The sequence below is a fragment of the Adhaeribacter aquaticus DSM 16391 genome (assembly GCF_000473365.1).
Lineage (GTDB): Bacteria > Bacteroidota > Bacteroidia > Cytophagales > Hymenobacteraceae > Adhaeribacter > Adhaeribacter aquaticus.
On record NZ_KI421517.1, the window covers coordinates 160,099 to 177,016 of the forward strand.

A 16,918-nucleotide genomic window follows, 5' to 3' on the forward strand; every position below is an offset into this window, starting at 1 on the left:
AATATAAACTTAAATATTCAGCAGCGAAATATATTATTTTGATTATGAAATGCTTTACTTGGTAAAATGTTTATATAAAGGTTTAGTTTAACCGTAGCTCCATTTGCAAATTTGCTCTTTCGTAAGGAGATGGCTTGCCTGTAATTTTATAAAACCCGAACTTATGGTATAAATTAATTGCCGGTTTAAGCATCGTATTGGTTTCAAGAAATAATTTATCGGCCTGTAATAGGTTTGCTTTATCAATGGAAGCCTTCATTAAAAGTTCACCTATACCTTTACCCTGTACTTTTGGACTAACAGCCATTTTCGCTAACTCATAAGTATTTTCTTCCATTTTTAATAAAGCCACTACTCCCACTATTTCGCCTTTATATTTAGCCATTATGATGTGGCCCCCTTTATCTAAAATATATGCTTGCGGATTATTTAAAGAGAGTAAGTCTTTTTCTTCTAATCTAAAATACTTTTCAATCCACTCTACATTTAATTTTTTAAAATCTTTCTGGAAATCTGGCGCATAGTCTACAATTTCTATTTCCATACAGTCGGTTTGTTTTTTCTTAACAGCAACACGTTTATACAAGCTTTGCCGCTCCAGCAAATACTCAATTTCTTCTATGCCTTTCCATAGATCGTACTGCATTTCATTTAATAATTCTTCGGCTGCTTCTCCTACAGCATCTGTTTGTTTTTTTAGTTTTGGCACTAATGCTTCTCCTTCGGGAGTTAAGGAGAGCAAGGTTCTTCGCCCATCCGCCAGGTCTTTTATTTCCTTAACCAACCCCTGCTTTTTCATTTCTTTTATTACCTGACTTACCGAGGCATGGCTTTGTTTGATAGCCTGAGAAATTTCCATTACCCCCATTTCCTTTTGTTCGGCCAGCATATAAAATACCGGAAACCATCTGGGCTCCAGATTTACCTCATATAATGCATATATTTTATTAGCATCTTCAGTTAGCATTTCACTTAGTTTTCGTAAACGGCTACCTAAAGCCATTTTGCCAGTTCGTTCATAAAAATCCATAAGCGACATTATTTACGTAAGTAGTTACACAAATATATTAGTTAATGGCAAAGCGCCAAAAAACCTTAAAAATTAATGAAAGAAAAGATAAGAAAGCCAGATAGCGGCTACTGCACCCGCTAAGTCAGCAATTAAGCCGCAGCTAACGGCATAGCGGGTTTTCTTTATACCAACCGAGCCAAAGTAAACGGCTAATATATAAAAGGTGGTTTCGGTGCTTCCCTGAATAACACTTGCCACCCGACCCACAAAAGAATCCACGCCATAGGTTTTCATGGCATCCAACATTAACCCCCGGGCACCACTTCCACTTAAAGGACGCATAAAAGCAACCGGTAAGGCAGGCACAAAATCAGTGTTTACTCCCGCCAAGCGAAATAAATAGCCTAACCCATTGACCACCAGATCCAACGCACCTGATGCCCGAAATACCCCAATTGCCACCAGCATGGCCACCAGGTAAGGAATTATATTGATGGCTACCATAAAGCCTTCTTTCGCTCCTTCAATAAAGGCTTCATAAACATTTACCTTCCGGAGCCAGGCTAAGGTCACAAAAGAAACAATAATGGTAAATAAAATTAAATTGCTGGCTACTTTCGAAATAAGCGAAACCTGTTCCTGGCTAATAGTCGAAAAATAATATATTAAAAGACCCACTACTACGCAAAGGCTTCCTATATAAGCCAAAATTACAGAGTCAAATAAATTTATTCGCTGGTAAATGGCTACAGTAATCAAACCTACCAATGCACTGATTACTGTAGCCAGAAGTAAAGGAATAAATACATCAGTGGGGTCTACAGCTCCTAATTCGGCCCGGTAAACCATTATACTAATTGGGATAATAGTAAGACCAGCCGTATTAAGTACCAAAAACATTATTTGGGCATTAGAGGCTGTATCTTTTACCGGGTTAAGCTCCTGCATTTCTTTCATGGCTTTTAATCCTAATGGAGTAGCTGCATTATCCAGGCCTAGCATATTAGCTGAAAAATTCATTAAAATAGAGCCGAATACCGGATGATTTTTGGGTAACTCCGGGAACAACCGGTTAAAAAAGGGGCCTACCAATCGGGCTAATATGGCTATAATTCCTCCTCGCTCCCCTACTTTCATTAAGCCTAACCATAAGGTCATTACGCCGGTTAATCCTAAAGATATTTCGAAACCTGTTTTTGCATTTTCAAAAGTACTGCCTACTAAAGAAGCAAATACTTCGGTATCATGTAAGAATATTAATCTAAAAAGAGCAATAACAAAGGCAATGAGGAAAAAGGCTATCCAGAGATAATTTAAAGCCATGCTTCAGAAAATGAAAATAAATATGGCTACAATATAAGGATAGAATTTAAAATTTTAAGCTACTCGTTTTAATTGCCAGGCTTCTAAATCAGTAAAATTTTTTGACTTAGCAACGATTTCATTAAAAACAAAACTCCAGTACATTCTAGGAATATACTGGAGTTTTTATTTAGCTATTTACCGTTCTAAGTTTATGGCAAAGCAAAAGCAATGTATTTGCCACCTGGTTTTAAGCCTCTGGCTCCACCAGCTGCAATTACCACATATTGCTTACCACCGGCCATATACGTGATAGGGGTAGCAAAACCACCGGCTGGTAATTGGTATTCCCAAACAACTTTTCCTGTCTTTTTATCAAAAGCCCGGATACGTTCGTCTCTGGTAGCAGCAATAAATACCAAACCACCTGCGGTAGAAACCGGTCCTCCATAACTTTCGGTGCCTGTAATTGGAATACCTTTTTTAGTTAATTCCGGGAACTCACCTAGAGGCACCCGCCATAAGTATTCACCAGTATTTAAGTCAATAGCATTAAGCGTGCCCCAAGGGGGTTTGATAGCCGGATAACCGTTCTGATCAGTAAACCTTTTCCAAACTTTGTTTACATACTGCGGCACGTACGGGAAGCTTTGTTTACCAGCCTCCTGAGCCGGACCATTCTCAGCATGTTCGCTGGCATCTTTATCGGCTGAGCTCTCTTTATTTAACAAGAACCGAACAATTGCGTCGCGGTTTTCTTTTGGAAGATGCGAGAAGGCGGGCATCCGACCACTTCCTTTTTCCAGGAGCGCCATAATACCAGCGGCGTTGTATTTTTTATCTATATTTACTAAACTCGGGAAATCAGAGCCACTTCCTTTGCGGTCCCGGCCATGGCATACTGCACAGTTAGCCAGGTAAAAGCCATTACCTTTAGAAACGGAAGCAATCTCTTTGTTCCGGTCTTGTTGCGAAACCATTTGCAGAATCCAGGGTTCATCATTGGAGTTCTGGTAAAGGATCCCACCCGGATCAATTGAGTTACCACCCCATTCTGCACCACCACTGTAACCAAACAAGATGGTACCTTTTTCGTTAGGCGGCGTAAATTTGTGATCGGTACGCATGGCTTCCCAACCTTTTTTCACATAATCATGGGCTTCCGGAGAGATGTTGGTGATATCATCGTCTGTAAACACCTGATGAGCAAACGGAGCTGGTTTTAACGGATACTTTTGCGTTGGGTAAGGATGTTCGCCTGGTAAACCATTAGTTGGAACTGGTCTTTCCTCTACCGGGAACAAAGACTCCCCGGTATCCCGGTTTAGTACATAAACCAAACCATCTTTAGTAGCCTGTACTACTACATCTACCATTTTGCCGTTATGTTTTACGGTAGTTAAGTTTGGCGGACACGGATGATCGCGGTCCCATAGGTCGTGGTGAATAGTTTGATAATGCCAAACGCGTTTACCGGTTTCGGCATCCAGTGCCATGATACAGGTAGCAAACAAATTAGCGCCTTCCCGATCGCCGCCATAAAAGTCAGAAGCAGGAGAACCAGTACCAAAATACACTGTACCCCGTTTTTCATCTAAAACAATACCGCTCCAATTATTAGCAGCACCAATGTATTTATAGGCATTTTTAGGCCAGGTATCATAACCATATTCGCCTGGTTGCGGAATAGTATGGAAAACCCATTTTAATTTACCGGTTACCACATCAAAACCCCGCACGTGCCCCGGAGCAGCATCACCTGATTCCGACACACTTGAACCTACTACAAAAGTATTTTTATATACTATGCCAGGAGTGGTAGCGGTTACCGAAAGTTTACTTACATCATGGTCCATACCAGTCTGTAAACCATCATGTAAATCGGCCATTCCATTTTTACCAAAAGATTCTATTTTAGAACCTGTTTTGGCATCAATAGCATATAGGTTAGATCCTACACTATATAATATACGTCTGTCGTCGCCATTTTCCCAATAAGCAACTCCCCGATTGGTATTAAATTTCTGATCGTCTTTCAGGGGCTCAAACCGCCAAAGTTGTTGGCCAGTTTTTGCATCAAGCGCAAATAATTTTAATTCAGGTGTTGTTCCGTACAAAACACCTCTTACCACAATTGGCTGACATTGAATGGCTTTAGGTCCTTGGCGTTTAGCCGGATCTACTGGTTCAGATGCATCATACTCCCAGGCAATCTGCAGATTCTGCACATTCTCCAGGTTAATTTGGGTTAAAGGCGAATAACGGTTACCAGCTTTGTTGCCCCCATAATTAGGGTAATCCAAATCTTTGATATTGGCACTAACCGCATTTTTATCCCTTCCGGGATTTACACAACTCCCTAACAGCAATAAGCCTATTGCCAAGGGTTTGATTGTATACTTCATAAATGGTTTATTATAGTTTATTTAAAGTGGCAAACGTGTTTCAGCGCTTCTATTTTTAATTAAAAGTCTGAAATATTGAATATTAGTTCTTTATTGGAAAGATAATTTCCCTTATCTACCTTCCCCGCAGAAGCCCAATTTAAGTTTGTACGGTTTAAGTATTATCAAATTTATTTAAAAATTTAAACTATACCAAGGCTAAGCGGAGGGTAATTATATTTAATTTAAATCTAGCAGGTTTAAATTTATATTTTTTGCAACAGAATTAAGCAGGCTTTATTTCTTATCCTTCACATAAAATTCGTAAGAATTTACCCATTTAAATTCCTGACCAGCTTGAGCTTTAACATTAATATAAGGTTCCGGGCAAGATGTTGTAGAACTAGACCAGAAGATCATTTTAGCCAGAGGCTTATCTCCTTTAATTTTTACACCGGCCCCGGTTTTTAGATTTTCTATCTGAAAATTATAATCTTTTTCTGTAGCTCCATAACCTGTGATATCACCAAGGTATACATTCTCATTCCGCTTTAACTCCCGCAGATAATTTAGTTCGCTTCCGTTTATTTCGGCTACAGTACCAATTCCCTGGCCTTTGCCCACAATGTCAAATGGAAATTTGATTTTTATAGCCGGGCCAGTTGGTTCTTTATCAATTACAAAAAAGTTGTGGTTGTATACAGTAGTTTCAATAAGCTTCTGCCCTGTATTTTTTAAGCTATGCTCTAAAACTAATTCAGGCTTACCCTTTACCAGTTTTACAGTTTTCCGGTAGATATAAGAATACCCTGATGCATCTTTTAATTCATGCGTAAATTCTACTTTGTCTTTTCCTGGTTTCACTTTCCAGGTGCCGGCATTAGCAATATCATAAAGCGAAAAAATAGAATAAGGTTTTTCATCTGCCTTACGTAACATTCCCACCCCAATTTTTAAAAACTCGCCCCCTACCGGAGCGGATTCATAACCTATTTGGGTAAACTCCTCAACCGGTCCGGTTATGGCATCATTTTTCTTTGGATCATATGTACCAAACCACTCTTCAAAATAACTATGTCCCTTATAATTTAAGGAATTAATAATCCCTGACCAGTCAAAACGGGTTGCCTGGTAATATCCGGTTTCTTTATTTGGTAAGCTTAATTTAGCGCGTACCAAACCATTAGTAATTTCAACCTGCCGGGTATCAACAAGTGAAAAAGCAAAACTGAAAACGCTAAATAGTATAAAGCAAAAAAGGTAATTTCTTTTAACCATTATTAAGTTAATTTAAGCACTTATGGTTTAGAAAAGAAGTATTGATAGGGGAAATGGTCAGGTATTCTCCGAAATTCTTCAATTATTAATTTATTTATTAAGGAGGAGTACTTTTTAGCTTAACAGCAGAATTACCCTTATCAGATTATTTTCTTTATCTAAAATATAAGCAAAGATTAATAATCTAGGGAATAATCCCTAATTTAATTTAAATTAGAACTATTCTTGGAATAGCGTCAATCATAAAACATCAACTTATATTTACTTTTAGTATAAAGTTTTAAGGATTTTTCAGAATTACTTTAGAAGTAACTTGAGAGAAGGTAAATCAGCACTTTACAAAAGTGGGCAGAAGCAGGTGGTTACTGATCCTGGTGTAAGTACAGGATTTTGGATTTTATCAAAATCCATTAGATTGGGTCAATTCTTTACTTGGCCCCACCAATATTTCACCTACCACAATAAAATAAAGGAGAGGAGCCAAGTCACTAAAGAATTGTTTAAAATTTAAAGTTAACTGTTTGTTGAATTACAAACAGTTAACTTTAAACTTGCATTTTATGCTTTACGCGGTCCGGCTTTACTAACAGCTTCCATTAAGCCGCGCATATAACCAATGGCAAATAAATTACCTAATGCCATATAACCTGGGCGGGTGTTTTCTTCCCCGTACATGGTAGGCACGTGATCCGGACGAATTGAACCTTTGAAACCAATGTCATAGTAAGCCTTCATGGAGGCATACATATCTATCTGGCCTTCGTCGTGGAAGGTTTCGGTAAATTTGGTGCTAGGTAATTTTCCGCTTAAATCCTGAACATTCCGGAAGTGAACAAAATGAATTTTACCAGCTTTACCCCAGCGTCTGATTAAAGCTGGAATATCCGTTCCCATTAAAGAGAAGTTACCCTGGCATAAAGTAACGCCATTAAATTTGCTAGGCATTATTTTCAGAGCGCGGTCAAAGTTCTCTACCGTATTCATGATCCGTGGGATACCCTGGATGCTATGTACTTGTGGATCATCTGGGTGAAGCGCTAACTTCATTTCAATTTTTTCCGCTTCCGGTACTACTGCCTTCAGGAAATATTCCAAATTCTTCCACATGGCTTCTTTGGAAACTTCGCCGTATTGGGTAAGCGGCTTGTTTTTTACATCATCGTAATCAAAGGCTGTTACTAATGCTCCACCACGTCCAGGGCGGTCCATTTGGGTACGGGCCCAGCTAATTACCGGCATCCAGTTGTAGCAAATTACATCAACCCCGGCTCTTTTTAAGTTTTTCATGAAGGTGATGAAGTTAGAAATTTCTTCATCTCTTCCGGCTAAACCTAATTTAGTTTGTTCGCCAAGCGAAGGAGGCCCTTCCACGGTATTATAGTTTAATCCTACTTTTTTATAAGCATCCACCACACCCTTGATTGCTGGATACTCCCAAGGCTTAACGCCAGAAACTCCAGATAAACGGGGATCAATACCAGCAACTGCACCAACTGCATCAATTTGTTTTGCCAGTTCTACTAATTGCTTATTCGCCTCAATACCAGCAAAGTAAGCATTACTCATTTGCATCCCGGCATCTTTCGCCATGGATTGTAATTCAGCCTTGGCTTTAGCACTCTGAGCAAAAGATTCTGACACAGCAGAACCAACGCCTCCAATAGAAAGTGCCGCGGCCAAAGAAGCACTCTTTTTAATAAAATCTCTACGATTATCCTTCATCGTTTTTTGTTTGTTTAATAAATTTAGTGGCAGTTTAATCTTTCAGCATGTATAGGCAACTACAGAAAGATATACAAATAAGCATTTTTTTTTCTTTTAAGCAACTTAACCGGGGAGTAGTTGAGGCTTTTAAAGCCATATCACTTTTTATTTCAGCAACTTAAGCTTTTACCTTAGTTTTACTTACCGATTCGGCTAATGCGCGCATATACCCAATAGCATATAAAGTTCCTAAATCCATATAACCTGGCCGCTCATTGGTTTCGCCATACATAGTAGGTACGTGATCTGGCCGAATGGCTCCTTTGAAACCAATGTCATAGTAAGCCTGCATAGCGGCATACATATCTATCTGGCCTTCGTCGTGAAAGGTTTCGGTAAATTTGGTGCTAGGTAATTTACCACTTAAATCCTGCACGTTTCTAAAGTGCACAAAGTTGATTTTACCTGCCTTACCCCAACGTCGGATTAAAGCCGGAATATCCGTTCCCATTAAAGAGAAGTTGCCCTGGCACATCGTTAAACCACTGTATTTATTAGGCATTATTTTCAGCATGCGGTCAAAATTTTCTACCGTATTCATGATACGTGGTACACCCTGAATACTGTCTACCTGCGGATCATCCGGGTGCAACGACAGGTTCATACCAATCTTCTCGGCCTCTGGTACCACAGCCTTTAAGAAATATTCCAGATTTTTCCATAGAGCTTCCTTGGTAAAGGCTCCAAACTCGGTAAGCGGTTTATTTTTTACATCTTCGTAATCAAAAGCCGTAACTAAAGCCCCACCCCGTCCCGGGCGGTCCATTTGGGTACGCGCCCAGCTAATTACCGGCATCCAGTTGTAGCAAATTACATTTACTCCGGCTATTTCTTTCAGATTCTTCATAAAAGCAATAAAATTTGCTATTTCTTCATCTCTTCCGGCCAAACCTAATTTAGTTTGTTCACCTAAAGTTGGAGGTCCTTCCACTACGTTCCACTTCATACCTGTTTTATCCCAAGCTTCTTTTACCGTTTTAATAGCTTTAGGCTCCCAAGGTTTTAATCCTGCTAATAAAGGGTTTTCAGGTCTCAGGCTTGTTACAACGCCATTTACGCCCATTTGTCTGGCAAAAGGAACCCTCTTGGAATCTACGGTTCTAATGGAAAGTGAAAACTCCATACCGGCATCTTTGGCCATACCAGCTAAATCTGCCTGCGAGGTAGGTTCCTTGCCTTCTTCTATGCTGGTAGCATTGGATTTAGAGGAGCAAGCATTTAATCCGGCCATTGAAATGGCTGCAGCCAAGGAGGCGCTTTTCTTTATAAAATCTCGGCGGTTATCTTTCATAAATAAATGTTTAGGTGAATTTTAGGGTGGATAATAGGGTTCGGATTGGTATTATTTTTAGGAAAGAAATTTAAACTTTGGCTCCCGTGCCGTTGGCAGATACTACTGCCTGCATCATAGCTTTGGCGTATGCTACATTATACGCCTGGGCAGCATACCCGCCTCCTCCCGGATATTTGATTCCTCCGGGTTGCATTACCGTTCCGCCGGTATGTTCCCGGTCATAGTCTAATTCCCGCGGGTGCTCCGGATACAGGCCAAACTGGTAACCCTGTTGAAACACTTCCTGCATTACTGCAAACAGATTAACCTGGCCTTCATCAAAGAAAACCTCCTGGTACTTTACATAAGGTTTTTCAACGGTTACATTGCGGTAGTGCATGTGATTAATGCGATCGCGGGCCCCCATATACCGAAGTACTTCAATTGGATCCTCCCCTAATTCCCTGACTACGCCACAATCATAGGTCATTCCGTTAGCCGGACTATCCACAATAGCAAGCAGGCGCTTCCAATCATTGAATGTGGCCAGAATTTGAGCATGCCCATGTGATACAGGAATTGGGGGATCATTGGGATGCATGGCCATGCGTACTCCGGCTTTTTCTGCTACCGGAATTATGGCCTTTACCAGATAAGTTAAATTGTTCCAAAGACTTTCGGCCGTTTGTGGCGTACCTAAGGCCGGATCATGTGGCGCATCTTTACCTCTTTCGTAATCAAAAGCCGTAGTACCGGCTCCGCCCCGAGCTTTTACTTCATAATAGCCTTCCATCAGCCGGTGCGCATAAAAGTTATACTCTATTACTGGTAGCCCTGCTACTCCGGCTGCCCGGATAGAATCCTGCAGAAGCTTAATTTCTTCATCCCGGCCTTCCCGCCCGTAAACGGTATTTGGAAAGCCTCCAATCATCATGTTAATTACGGTTAGGCCTTCTGGTTTAAACCGGTCCATTATTTCCCGTAGCCCTTTTTCTGTCCAGGGCATTTTAGGTCCGTTTACCAACACATAATCAACTCCTAACTGTTTTAGCTTGCGCATTTCTGCCAATGAGGCATCCCGGTCAGCAAGTACACAAAGCTTGGGCATACCCTCCCCGAATGTTACCGGCCACTCTACCTGGCTGGTTGCACCCACCGATTTTAGCCCTGCCCTTTTCTCATTTTCTTTACTTCTAGACTCCGAACAGCCACTTAAGCCGGCAACTGAAAGAGCAGCTAAAGCAGTACTTTTTATGATAAAATCTCTGCGGTTTTCTTTCATATTTATTCTTTATTAGCCTATGAATTTGGAATAACTCCGGCCCCCACTAAGCCGGGCCGGAGTGTATTCTAAATTAAGACATACCCCTATATCTTATTTCTTTAGGCTTTCGCCCCAGCTTTGGCAATTGATTCAGCTAATCCACGCATGTAGCCAATGGCATACAGGGTGCCTAAGGTCATGTAGCCCGGGCGGGTGTTTTCTTCCCCGTACATGGTAGGCACGTGGTCTGGCCGGATAGTGCCTTTAAAGCCAATATCATAGTAGGCTTTCATAGAGGCATACATATCTATCTGGCCTTCGTCGTGGAAGGTCTCGGTGAATTTGGTACTAGGTATTTTACCGCTCAAATCCTGCACGTTCCTAAAATGCACAAAGTTTATCTTACCGGCCTTACCCCATCTTCTTATTAAAGCCGGAATATCAGCACCCATTAAGGAAAAGTTGCCCTGACACATGGTTAAACCGCTGTACTTACTCGGCATGATCTTGAGCATGCGGTCAAAGTTTTCGACACTGTTCATGATGCGGGATATACCCTGAATGCTGTGTACCTGCGGATCATCCGGGTGCAACGACAAGTTCATACCTATCTTCTCAGCTTCCGGTACAACTGCTTTCAGGAAGTACTCCAGGTTCTTCCACATGGCATCTTTTGAAACCTCGCCGTATTTTGTAAGTGGCTTATTTTTAATATCCTCATTATCAAAAGAAGTTACCAAAGCGCCTCCTCTACCGGGTCTGTCCATGGTAGTGCGGGCCCAGCTGATTACCGGCATCCAGTTATAACAGATTACATCTACCCCTCCGTATTGCTTCAGATTCTTCATGAAGGTAATGAAGTTACTGATCTCTTCATCTCTGCCAGATAGGGCCAGCTTGGTTTGCTCACCTAAAGAGGGTGGCCCTTCCACTACGGTCCATTTCATACCTTCTTTCTCCCAGGCTTCTTTCGTTGCTTTTATAGCTTCTGGGTCCCATGGTTTTAGTCCTTCTATACGTTTTACCCCCGATACTGCATGCATGACATCTATTTGCTTGGCATAAGGTACCCGGGGCGAATCCGGACTCATGGCAAAGGCAAACTTCATTCCCCCGTCTCTGGCAAAAGCCTTGGCTGAGGCGGGAGCTTTATTCGCTGCCTGGGTTTGGGAAAAAGCAGTTGTTACGCCGCCAACTGATAAGGCTGCCGCTAAGGAAGCACTTTTCTTAATAAAATCTCTTCTATTGTCTTTCATGATAATTTAATTTGGTGGTGGAAATTATTTGCGGGAAAGAGAAGAATGTCTTGTCCTGATTAATCAGGACAAGACAATAAATTATTGGTAGTTATTGCTTATCCCACCAAACGCGGGTAGTATATAAATCCGGGCCCTGGTTTTTAATAGCGTTTTCTACACTTGCTGTATTCAATGATTTTTCCTCGAAGGAATACATCAGGCGTCTTAAAGGCTGTCCGCCTGTAGCATTTAAAGGATAATTAATGGTCTGAAGATTTGGTACACCTGTCCGGCGCCAGTTAGACCAGGCTTCGAAAAAGTCTAAATACATATAATGAGCCAGGTAAAACTGGGTATGTATCTGTCTGAATTTCTCTTCATCGCTACCTGTTAACGGATGAGAGGCGATATATTCGGCAATTTCAGCTGGTGTTATAACCACATTAGCCACTGAACTGTTAGGATACAAAGTAGAAGACTCCATATTTGCTCTGATGCCTTTGTGGTAATGCTCTTCTGCTGTACCAGGGCCCCAACCTCTTAAAGCTGCTTCTGCCAATAAAAACTCTACTTCTGAGTAACTTAAAATAATAGATGGCGCAGAAAAATTGGCTATGGTAGCTGTATTTGGCTCTGATAATTCTTTTAGCATTTCATTCTTCCAACCCGGAATGGCTGTAGCAATGGTGTTCGGATCATAACCATTAGGCAAGGCTTTTTGCTTATCAGCCGCAGTAGTTTGTGCAATAACCTGTCCCTGTCTGGCATCAATGTTACCTTCCCATAAAGTCATGTAAAAAGGTATGCGGGGATCGTTATTAGCCTGCAGTAAATCCAGAAAAGTTTTTCCCATTTTTACCAAACCTAAGCCTTGATTCCCTTCCGGTAAACTTTCCCTTTTCAGCTCACGGGCATCCCAGTTCCAGGTATTTTCATTATTAGGCGCATGTCTTAGTAAGGCTATATCAGCATTACTTTGAATTAGCCCTCCGGCAATAGCTTTTTGGGCCCACTCTTTTGCCATAGCTGGATCCACCTTGGTTAATCGCATAGCTAAACGTAGCATTAATGAATACCCAAAAGATTTCCATTTTGGCACACTTCCATTATAAATAACATCCGCTGCCCCAAACGAAGCTTTAGCAGGATCTAATTGCTTAAGGGCCGCCTCTAAATCCTGTAGCATCCACGGATAAATCTCTGATTGCTTATCGTAAGCAGGCTTGAATTTACCTTCGGGGGCCCCGACCGCTTCTTTGTAAGGCACATCGCCGTAGGCATCTGTAACCCGATGTAAAGCGAATATTCTCCAGATTTTGGCCATGCCATTTTGGTTTACCAAATCCGGCTTATTTTCTGTTTCCTTGATAATGACCATTAACTCCCGCAAATGAGAGGTATAAACCGTCTCAAAAAAGTTGCCGGTCTGGGCGTTTACAATACCTTTTTCTCCATACCAGAAGTTTTGTAAAGTAGCATGATATTGCATAATACCCGAAGCAAACTTAATGTTGGTGCGGTTCCGGTCATTTGTTCCGGTACCAACGGTTCTGATTAAGCTATTGGTAAACAATGGCCCCACAGCTGGCTGCGTATAAGCATTCGGATTGATGTTCATTTCCTCGAACCCCTTATCACAAGAAGTTAAGAGCATAACTGCCAGTACTCCTGTTTTTATAGTTACAGCGGCAATTTTGTTTTTTATATAATTCATAAATTAGGTAATTAAAGATTTTGTGATGAACAATCTTTTCAGCTAAATATTAAAGTCTAATGCTAAGATTAAAGCCATAAGTGCGGGTAGAAGGCAACCCAAAATTTTCTAACCCCTGCGCATTTCCACTGCTGTAGTTGGCTTCGGGATCTACGTGTTTGGTAGTTCTGTAAAGAATTAACAGGTTACGCCCCACAAAGGAAACATTAGCTGATTGGAAAGGCGTTTTGGATAATAAAGAAGCTGGTAAATTATATCCTAAGCTTAAAGACCGAAGTTTTATAAAGTCTGCTTTTTCTACAAATTCGCTGGTAATGCTGTTCCACAAACCTTTGTAATAGGTTTCGGCCGGAACGGTTCTGGTAAACGCTTCTCCTTTTTCGTTTACACCATTAACTGTTACACCGGTTTCCCGCACGTTATTTTCAACGGTACGCTTATCTAATCCAAATTGTGTTCCGTAGGCACTGGTTGCCGAATAAATACTTCCGCCCCACCGGCTATCTAATAAAATGCTCAGGTTAAAATTTTTGTAATTGAAATCATTATTTAACCCTATTGCTAATGGAGGAACGCCTTTACCTAATGGAACAATTGGGCTGGCAATTGGCAGACCATTAGAGCTGTTATAGATAATCTGGCCATTGGCATTTCTGGAATAAGTACTGCCGGCAATCATACCGAAAGGCTGCCCCTGGTAATGCGTAATCCAACCGTTTTCGGTTCTGGTAGTAGCCCCTGGCAAACGCAAGCTGGTTAATCCTAAATCCGGCGCAATTGAAATTACTTCGTTTTTATTATAGGCCATGTTGTAGGTAATATTCCAGGCTAAGCCACTTTCTGTTTTTATTGGCGTACCGTTCAACATTAACTCAACGCCCCGGTTTTTCATTTTACCCACATTCAAGGCCACAGCTGTATAACCACTGGCATGAGGAAGGGAGGCGTTTACTATATCATTGGTAGTAGTCCGGTCATATACCGTTAAATCTACACCAATGCGGTTATTGAACAACCGGGTTTCTATCCCGGCTTCAGCAGTTGTAGAAGTATAAGGCGTTAATAAAGTAGGTAAAGTAGCGCTGGTAACATTCATTAATGTTTGTCCTAAATGCTGCTGCGATTGTGCAGAATAGGTTTGGGTAATGGCATAGGCGTTAGGAGCACCACCACCAACCTGCGCCCAGGAAGTTCTAACTTTAGCATAATCTAACCAGGCTGGCTTGGTATTCCAGGCATCGGAAGCAACAAAGCTTAACCCAACAGATGGGTAAAATAAGCTGTTACCTTTTGGGGTTAATGTAGAAAACCAATCATTACGACCAGTTAAGGTTAAATATAAGTAATTGTTGAAATCAATATCGGCAGAAGCAAACAAAGAGTTTATACCGAATTGGCTATAATTAATACCAAAGTTTTGGCTCCGGCCATTGGCAATAAAATACTCGTTCGGGCGGTTAAACTGACCACTGGTAAGGTTAATTCCATCAAATGAATTACGCATTTGGTTTCCACCACCCAATAAATTTACTGTAAACCGGCCAATGTCTTTTTTAAAGCCGAGCGTTCCTTCAATGTTGGTCTCGCCTTGTAAACTCTGATCCGTGGTCATGGAACCTGGCTGGTTAAAAGCTAAACCTGTTGGCTGAATAGCATAGCCATCAAAATTAATTTGATCTATACCAAAGCGGGCACGGGCATAAAAGAAGTCGGTAATATTATAAGTAGTACTGAAAGAGCCTATAAACCGTTTTTTAGTATCTCCATTTCTTACTTTGTTTATTGCAAAATAAGGATTGGTAGCATATTCATAATCACTCCATTTAAACTCGTTGCCATTGGGTAAATAGCCGGGAGCCAGTGTCCGAACATCGATGTTATTTGCCAGCAGTTGTGCACCAGTATTAGGGTTTAACTGAAAATCTGCCAAATAAGTACGATTCTTAACATCTTCAATATTGTACTGGGCATTTCCTTCAAACACAATCTTTTTAGATAAAGTAGCGCTGGCACTTAAATTGAAGGTTTTGATATTCATCGTATTATTAGGAATAATAGCCTTGTTATCTAAATTGGAAGCTGAAAAACGAAATCTTGCTACTTCATTGCCTCCAGATAGTGCCAGGGTATTCACGAAGTTAGTACCAGTCTGATAGAAATTTCTAAAGTTGTTGCGCTGCGCAGCATAAGGTCTGGTTTGTCCATCTGGTTGAATTACCGCAGACCCATCTAATTTGGCACCCCACGACATTCTGCCATTGGCAATAGCCTGAGCCTGGGTAGTTGGAGCTACTCCCTGCGAACCTGAACCATATTGGTATTGCCAGTCTAACAGGTTAATGGCTTGTTGAAAGGTATAGTTAGTGTTATACTCTACTCCTAATCCTTTTTGGACACTGCCAGATTTAGTGGTAATTAAGATTACCCCATTTGCTGCCCTGGCACCATAAAGTGCCGCAGCCGTACCACCCTTTAATACTGAAATACTTTCAATATCATCCGGGTTAATACTGGCTAAACCATCTCCACGATCAATTCCACCAAAAGTACCTGCAGATCCCTGGTTATTGTTGGTGATGGGCATACCATTTACCACATATAAAGGCTGGTTATTACCATTTAAAGAACCATTACCCCGAATAATGATACGGCTTGAACCAGCCGGCCCACCTGAGGTGCCGGAAGCTGTAACTCCGGCCACTCTACCGGCTAACGCATTTCCAACATTTATTTCCCTGGCTCTGTTTAAGTTTTCACCGCCTACCTCAGACACCGCATAAGTTAAAGCTTTCTTCTCTCTTTTAATACCCAAAGCTGTTACCACAATTTCATCTAAGGCTTTGGAATCATCTGCTAAAGCAACATTAATGGTTGCATTGCCATTAAAAGGTACCTCTTTAGAGGTAAAACCAATAAACGAGAAAACCAATATCCCATTATTAGCAGGTGTACTTAATGAGTAAGAACCATCAGCCTGGGAAGTTGTACCAGTTGTTGTACCTTTAACCAGTACTGTAACCCCGGCTAAAGCTTCTCCGGCTACCGAAGTAATTTTACCAGTAATAGTAGAAGCGGCAACTTCTATTTTGGACTCTAACTGGCTGATACTTTCTTCATCTCCTTTAACTGCGCTACTGGTAGTAACCCGTTTTAAAACAATTTCTCCGCCTATTGGCTCATAATCTATTCGTAAAGGAGTAAGTAAATCACTCAGAACTTTAGCTAATTTCTGGTTACTTACATTGATGGAAACTTTGCGGGTGGCCGGGATAAGCTGAGGACTGTACACAAAATGAATCCCGCTCCGGTTTTCTATTTCACTTAAAACTGTTTTTAATTCAGTATTATTCATTTTAACTGAAATAGGCAGATTAAGTGCTTCCTGAGCTTTGCTATTTTTAGCGAGAACCGTGGTGGTAAGTAAACATAAGAGTAATATTTGAGCTAAAGCATTTTTCGAAAACTTTAACCATAACTCTCGTTTAATAAAAGTAATTTTCATAAATTTGTTTGTTTTGTTGAGTTAGTTTGCATAAAGACCAATTAGGACAAGACATAGTAATTCCTGGCATCGGCAAATGCATGGAATTGAAAGCGTAGGATGAGCAGATAGTGGTAGGACACCATCTGCTCATTTTCTTTTTGATAAGTAATTTCTACATCATAGGCATCTATAAGTATTTTAAATA

10 protein-coding genes are annotated in these 16,918 nt (G+C 40.9%); all 10 read right to left on the reverse strand.

The features are described 5' to 3' along the window. Positions 1 to 82: 82 nt before the first annotated feature. The 10 genes from ADHAQ_RS0102515 to ADHAQ_RS0102570 all read right to left on the reverse strand — a co-directional run bounded on the left by ADHAQ_RS0102515 (position 83) and on the right by ADHAQ_RS0102570 (position 16,731). Positions 83 to 1,030, reverse strand: a complete 948-nt coding sequence (locus ADHAQ_RS0102515; protein WP_026461585.1) for a bifunctional helix-turn-helix transcriptional regulator/GNAT family N-acetyltransferase — start codon at positions 1,028 to 1,030, stop codon at positions 83 to 85. A 72-nt stretch (positions 1,031 to 1,102) separates the two neighbouring features. After that, complete coding sequence (locus ADHAQ_RS0102520; protein WP_026461586.1) at positions 1,103 to 2,335, reverse strand: nucleoside recognition domain-containing protein; 1,233 nt, start codon at positions 2,333 to 2,335, stop codon at positions 1,103 to 1,105. Positions 2,336 to 2,526: 191 nt separating this feature from the next. Then, positions 2,527 to 4,719 (reverse strand): outer membrane protein assembly factor BamB family protein, encoded by a 2,193-nt coding sequence (locus ADHAQ_RS0102530; RefSeq protein ID WP_026461587.1) that lies wholly within the window; start codon positions 4,717 to 4,719, stop codon positions 2,527 to 2,529. Positions 4,720 to 4,995: 276 nt separating this feature from the next. Next, on the reverse strand, positions 4,996 to 5,976 hold the full coding sequence (locus tag ADHAQ_RS0102535; protein WP_026461588.1) for a hypothetical protein: 981 nt from the start codon (positions 5,974 to 5,976) through the stop codon (positions 4,996 to 4,998). Positions 5,977 to 6,534: 558 nt separating this feature from the next. Next, a complete protein-coding gene (locus tag ADHAQ_RS0102540) occupies positions 6,535 to 7,698 on the reverse strand; it encodes a mannonate dehydratase (protein ID WP_034256524.1) in 1,164 nt (387 codons plus the stop codon). A gap of 160 nt (positions 7,699 to 7,858) precedes the next feature. Then, entirely contained in the window at positions 7,859 to 9,031 is a 1,173-nt protein-coding gene (locus ADHAQ_RS0102550; protein WP_026461590.1) for a mannonate dehydratase, read from the reverse strand. A 70-nt stretch (positions 9,032 to 9,101) separates the two neighbouring features. Next, positions 9,102 to 10,295 (reverse strand): mannonate dehydratase, encoded by a 1,194-nt coding sequence (locus ADHAQ_RS24325; protein ID WP_051359672.1) that lies wholly within the window; start codon positions 10,293 to 10,295, stop codon positions 9,102 to 9,104. A gap of 101 nt (positions 10,296 to 10,396) precedes the next feature. After that, on the reverse strand, positions 10,397 to 11,533 hold the full coding sequence (locus tag ADHAQ_RS0102560) for a mannonate dehydratase (RefSeq protein WP_026461591.1): 1,137 nt from the start codon (positions 11,531 to 11,533) through the stop codon (positions 10,397 to 10,399). 91 nt (positions 11,534 to 11,624) lie between these two features. Beyond that, entirely contained in the window at positions 11,625 to 13,229 is a 1,605-nt protein-coding gene (locus tag ADHAQ_RS0102565) for a SusD/RagB family nutrient-binding outer membrane lipoprotein (RefSeq protein WP_034256526.1), read from the reverse strand. 49 nt (positions 13,230 to 13,278) lie between these two features. After that, entirely contained in the window at positions 13,279 to 16,731 is a 3,453-nt protein-coding gene (locus tag ADHAQ_RS0102570; RefSeq protein WP_026461593.1) for a SusC/RagA family TonB-linked outer membrane protein, read from the reverse strand. Between the last annotated feature and the right edge of the window lie 187 nt (positions 16,732 to 16,918).

What these genes read in the sequence shown, in the direction of transcription:
- ADHAQ_RS0102570 (WP_026461593.1), bottom strand. Translation starts at nt 16,731, where the DNA reads ATGAAAATTACTTTTATTAAACGAGAGTTATGGTTAAAGTTTTCGAAA.
- ADHAQ_RS0102515 (WP_026461585.1), bottom strand. Translation starts at nt 1,030, where the DNA reads ATGGATTTTTATGAACGAACTGGCAAAATGGCTTTAGGTAGCCGTTTA.
- ADHAQ_RS0102520 (WP_026461586.1), bottom strand. Translation starts at nt 2,335, where the DNA reads ATGGCTTTAAATTATCTCTGGATAGCCTTTTTCCTCATTGCCTTTGTT.
- ADHAQ_RS0102530 (WP_026461587.1), bottom strand. Translation starts at nt 4,719, where the DNA reads ATGAAGTATACAATCAAACCCTTGGCAATAGGCTTATTGCTGTTAGGG.
- ADHAQ_RS0102550 (WP_026461590.1), bottom strand. Translation starts at nt 9,031, where the DNA reads ATGAAAGATAACCGCCGAGATTTTATAAAGAAAAGCGCCTCCTTGGCT.
- ADHAQ_RS0102560 (WP_026461591.1), bottom strand. Translation starts at nt 11,533, where the DNA reads ATGAAAGACAATAGAAGAGATTTTATTAAGAAAAGTGCTTCCTTAGCG.
- ADHAQ_RS0102565 (WP_034256526.1), bottom strand. Translation starts at nt 13,229, where the DNA reads ATGAATTATATAAAAAACAAAATTGCCGCTGTAACTATAAAAACAGGA.
- ADHAQ_RS24325 (WP_051359672.1), bottom strand. Translation starts at nt 10,295, where the DNA reads ATGAAAGAAAACCGCAGAGATTTTATCATAAAAAGTACTGCTTTAGCT.
- ADHAQ_RS0102535 (WP_026461588.1), bottom strand. Translation starts at nt 5,976, where the DNA reads ATGGTTAAAAGAAATTACCTTTTTTGCTTTATACTATTTAGCGTTTTC.
- ADHAQ_RS0102540 (WP_034256524.1), bottom strand. Translation starts at nt 7,698, where the DNA reads ATGAAGGATAATCGTAGAGATTTTATTAAAAAGAGTGCTTCTTTGGCC.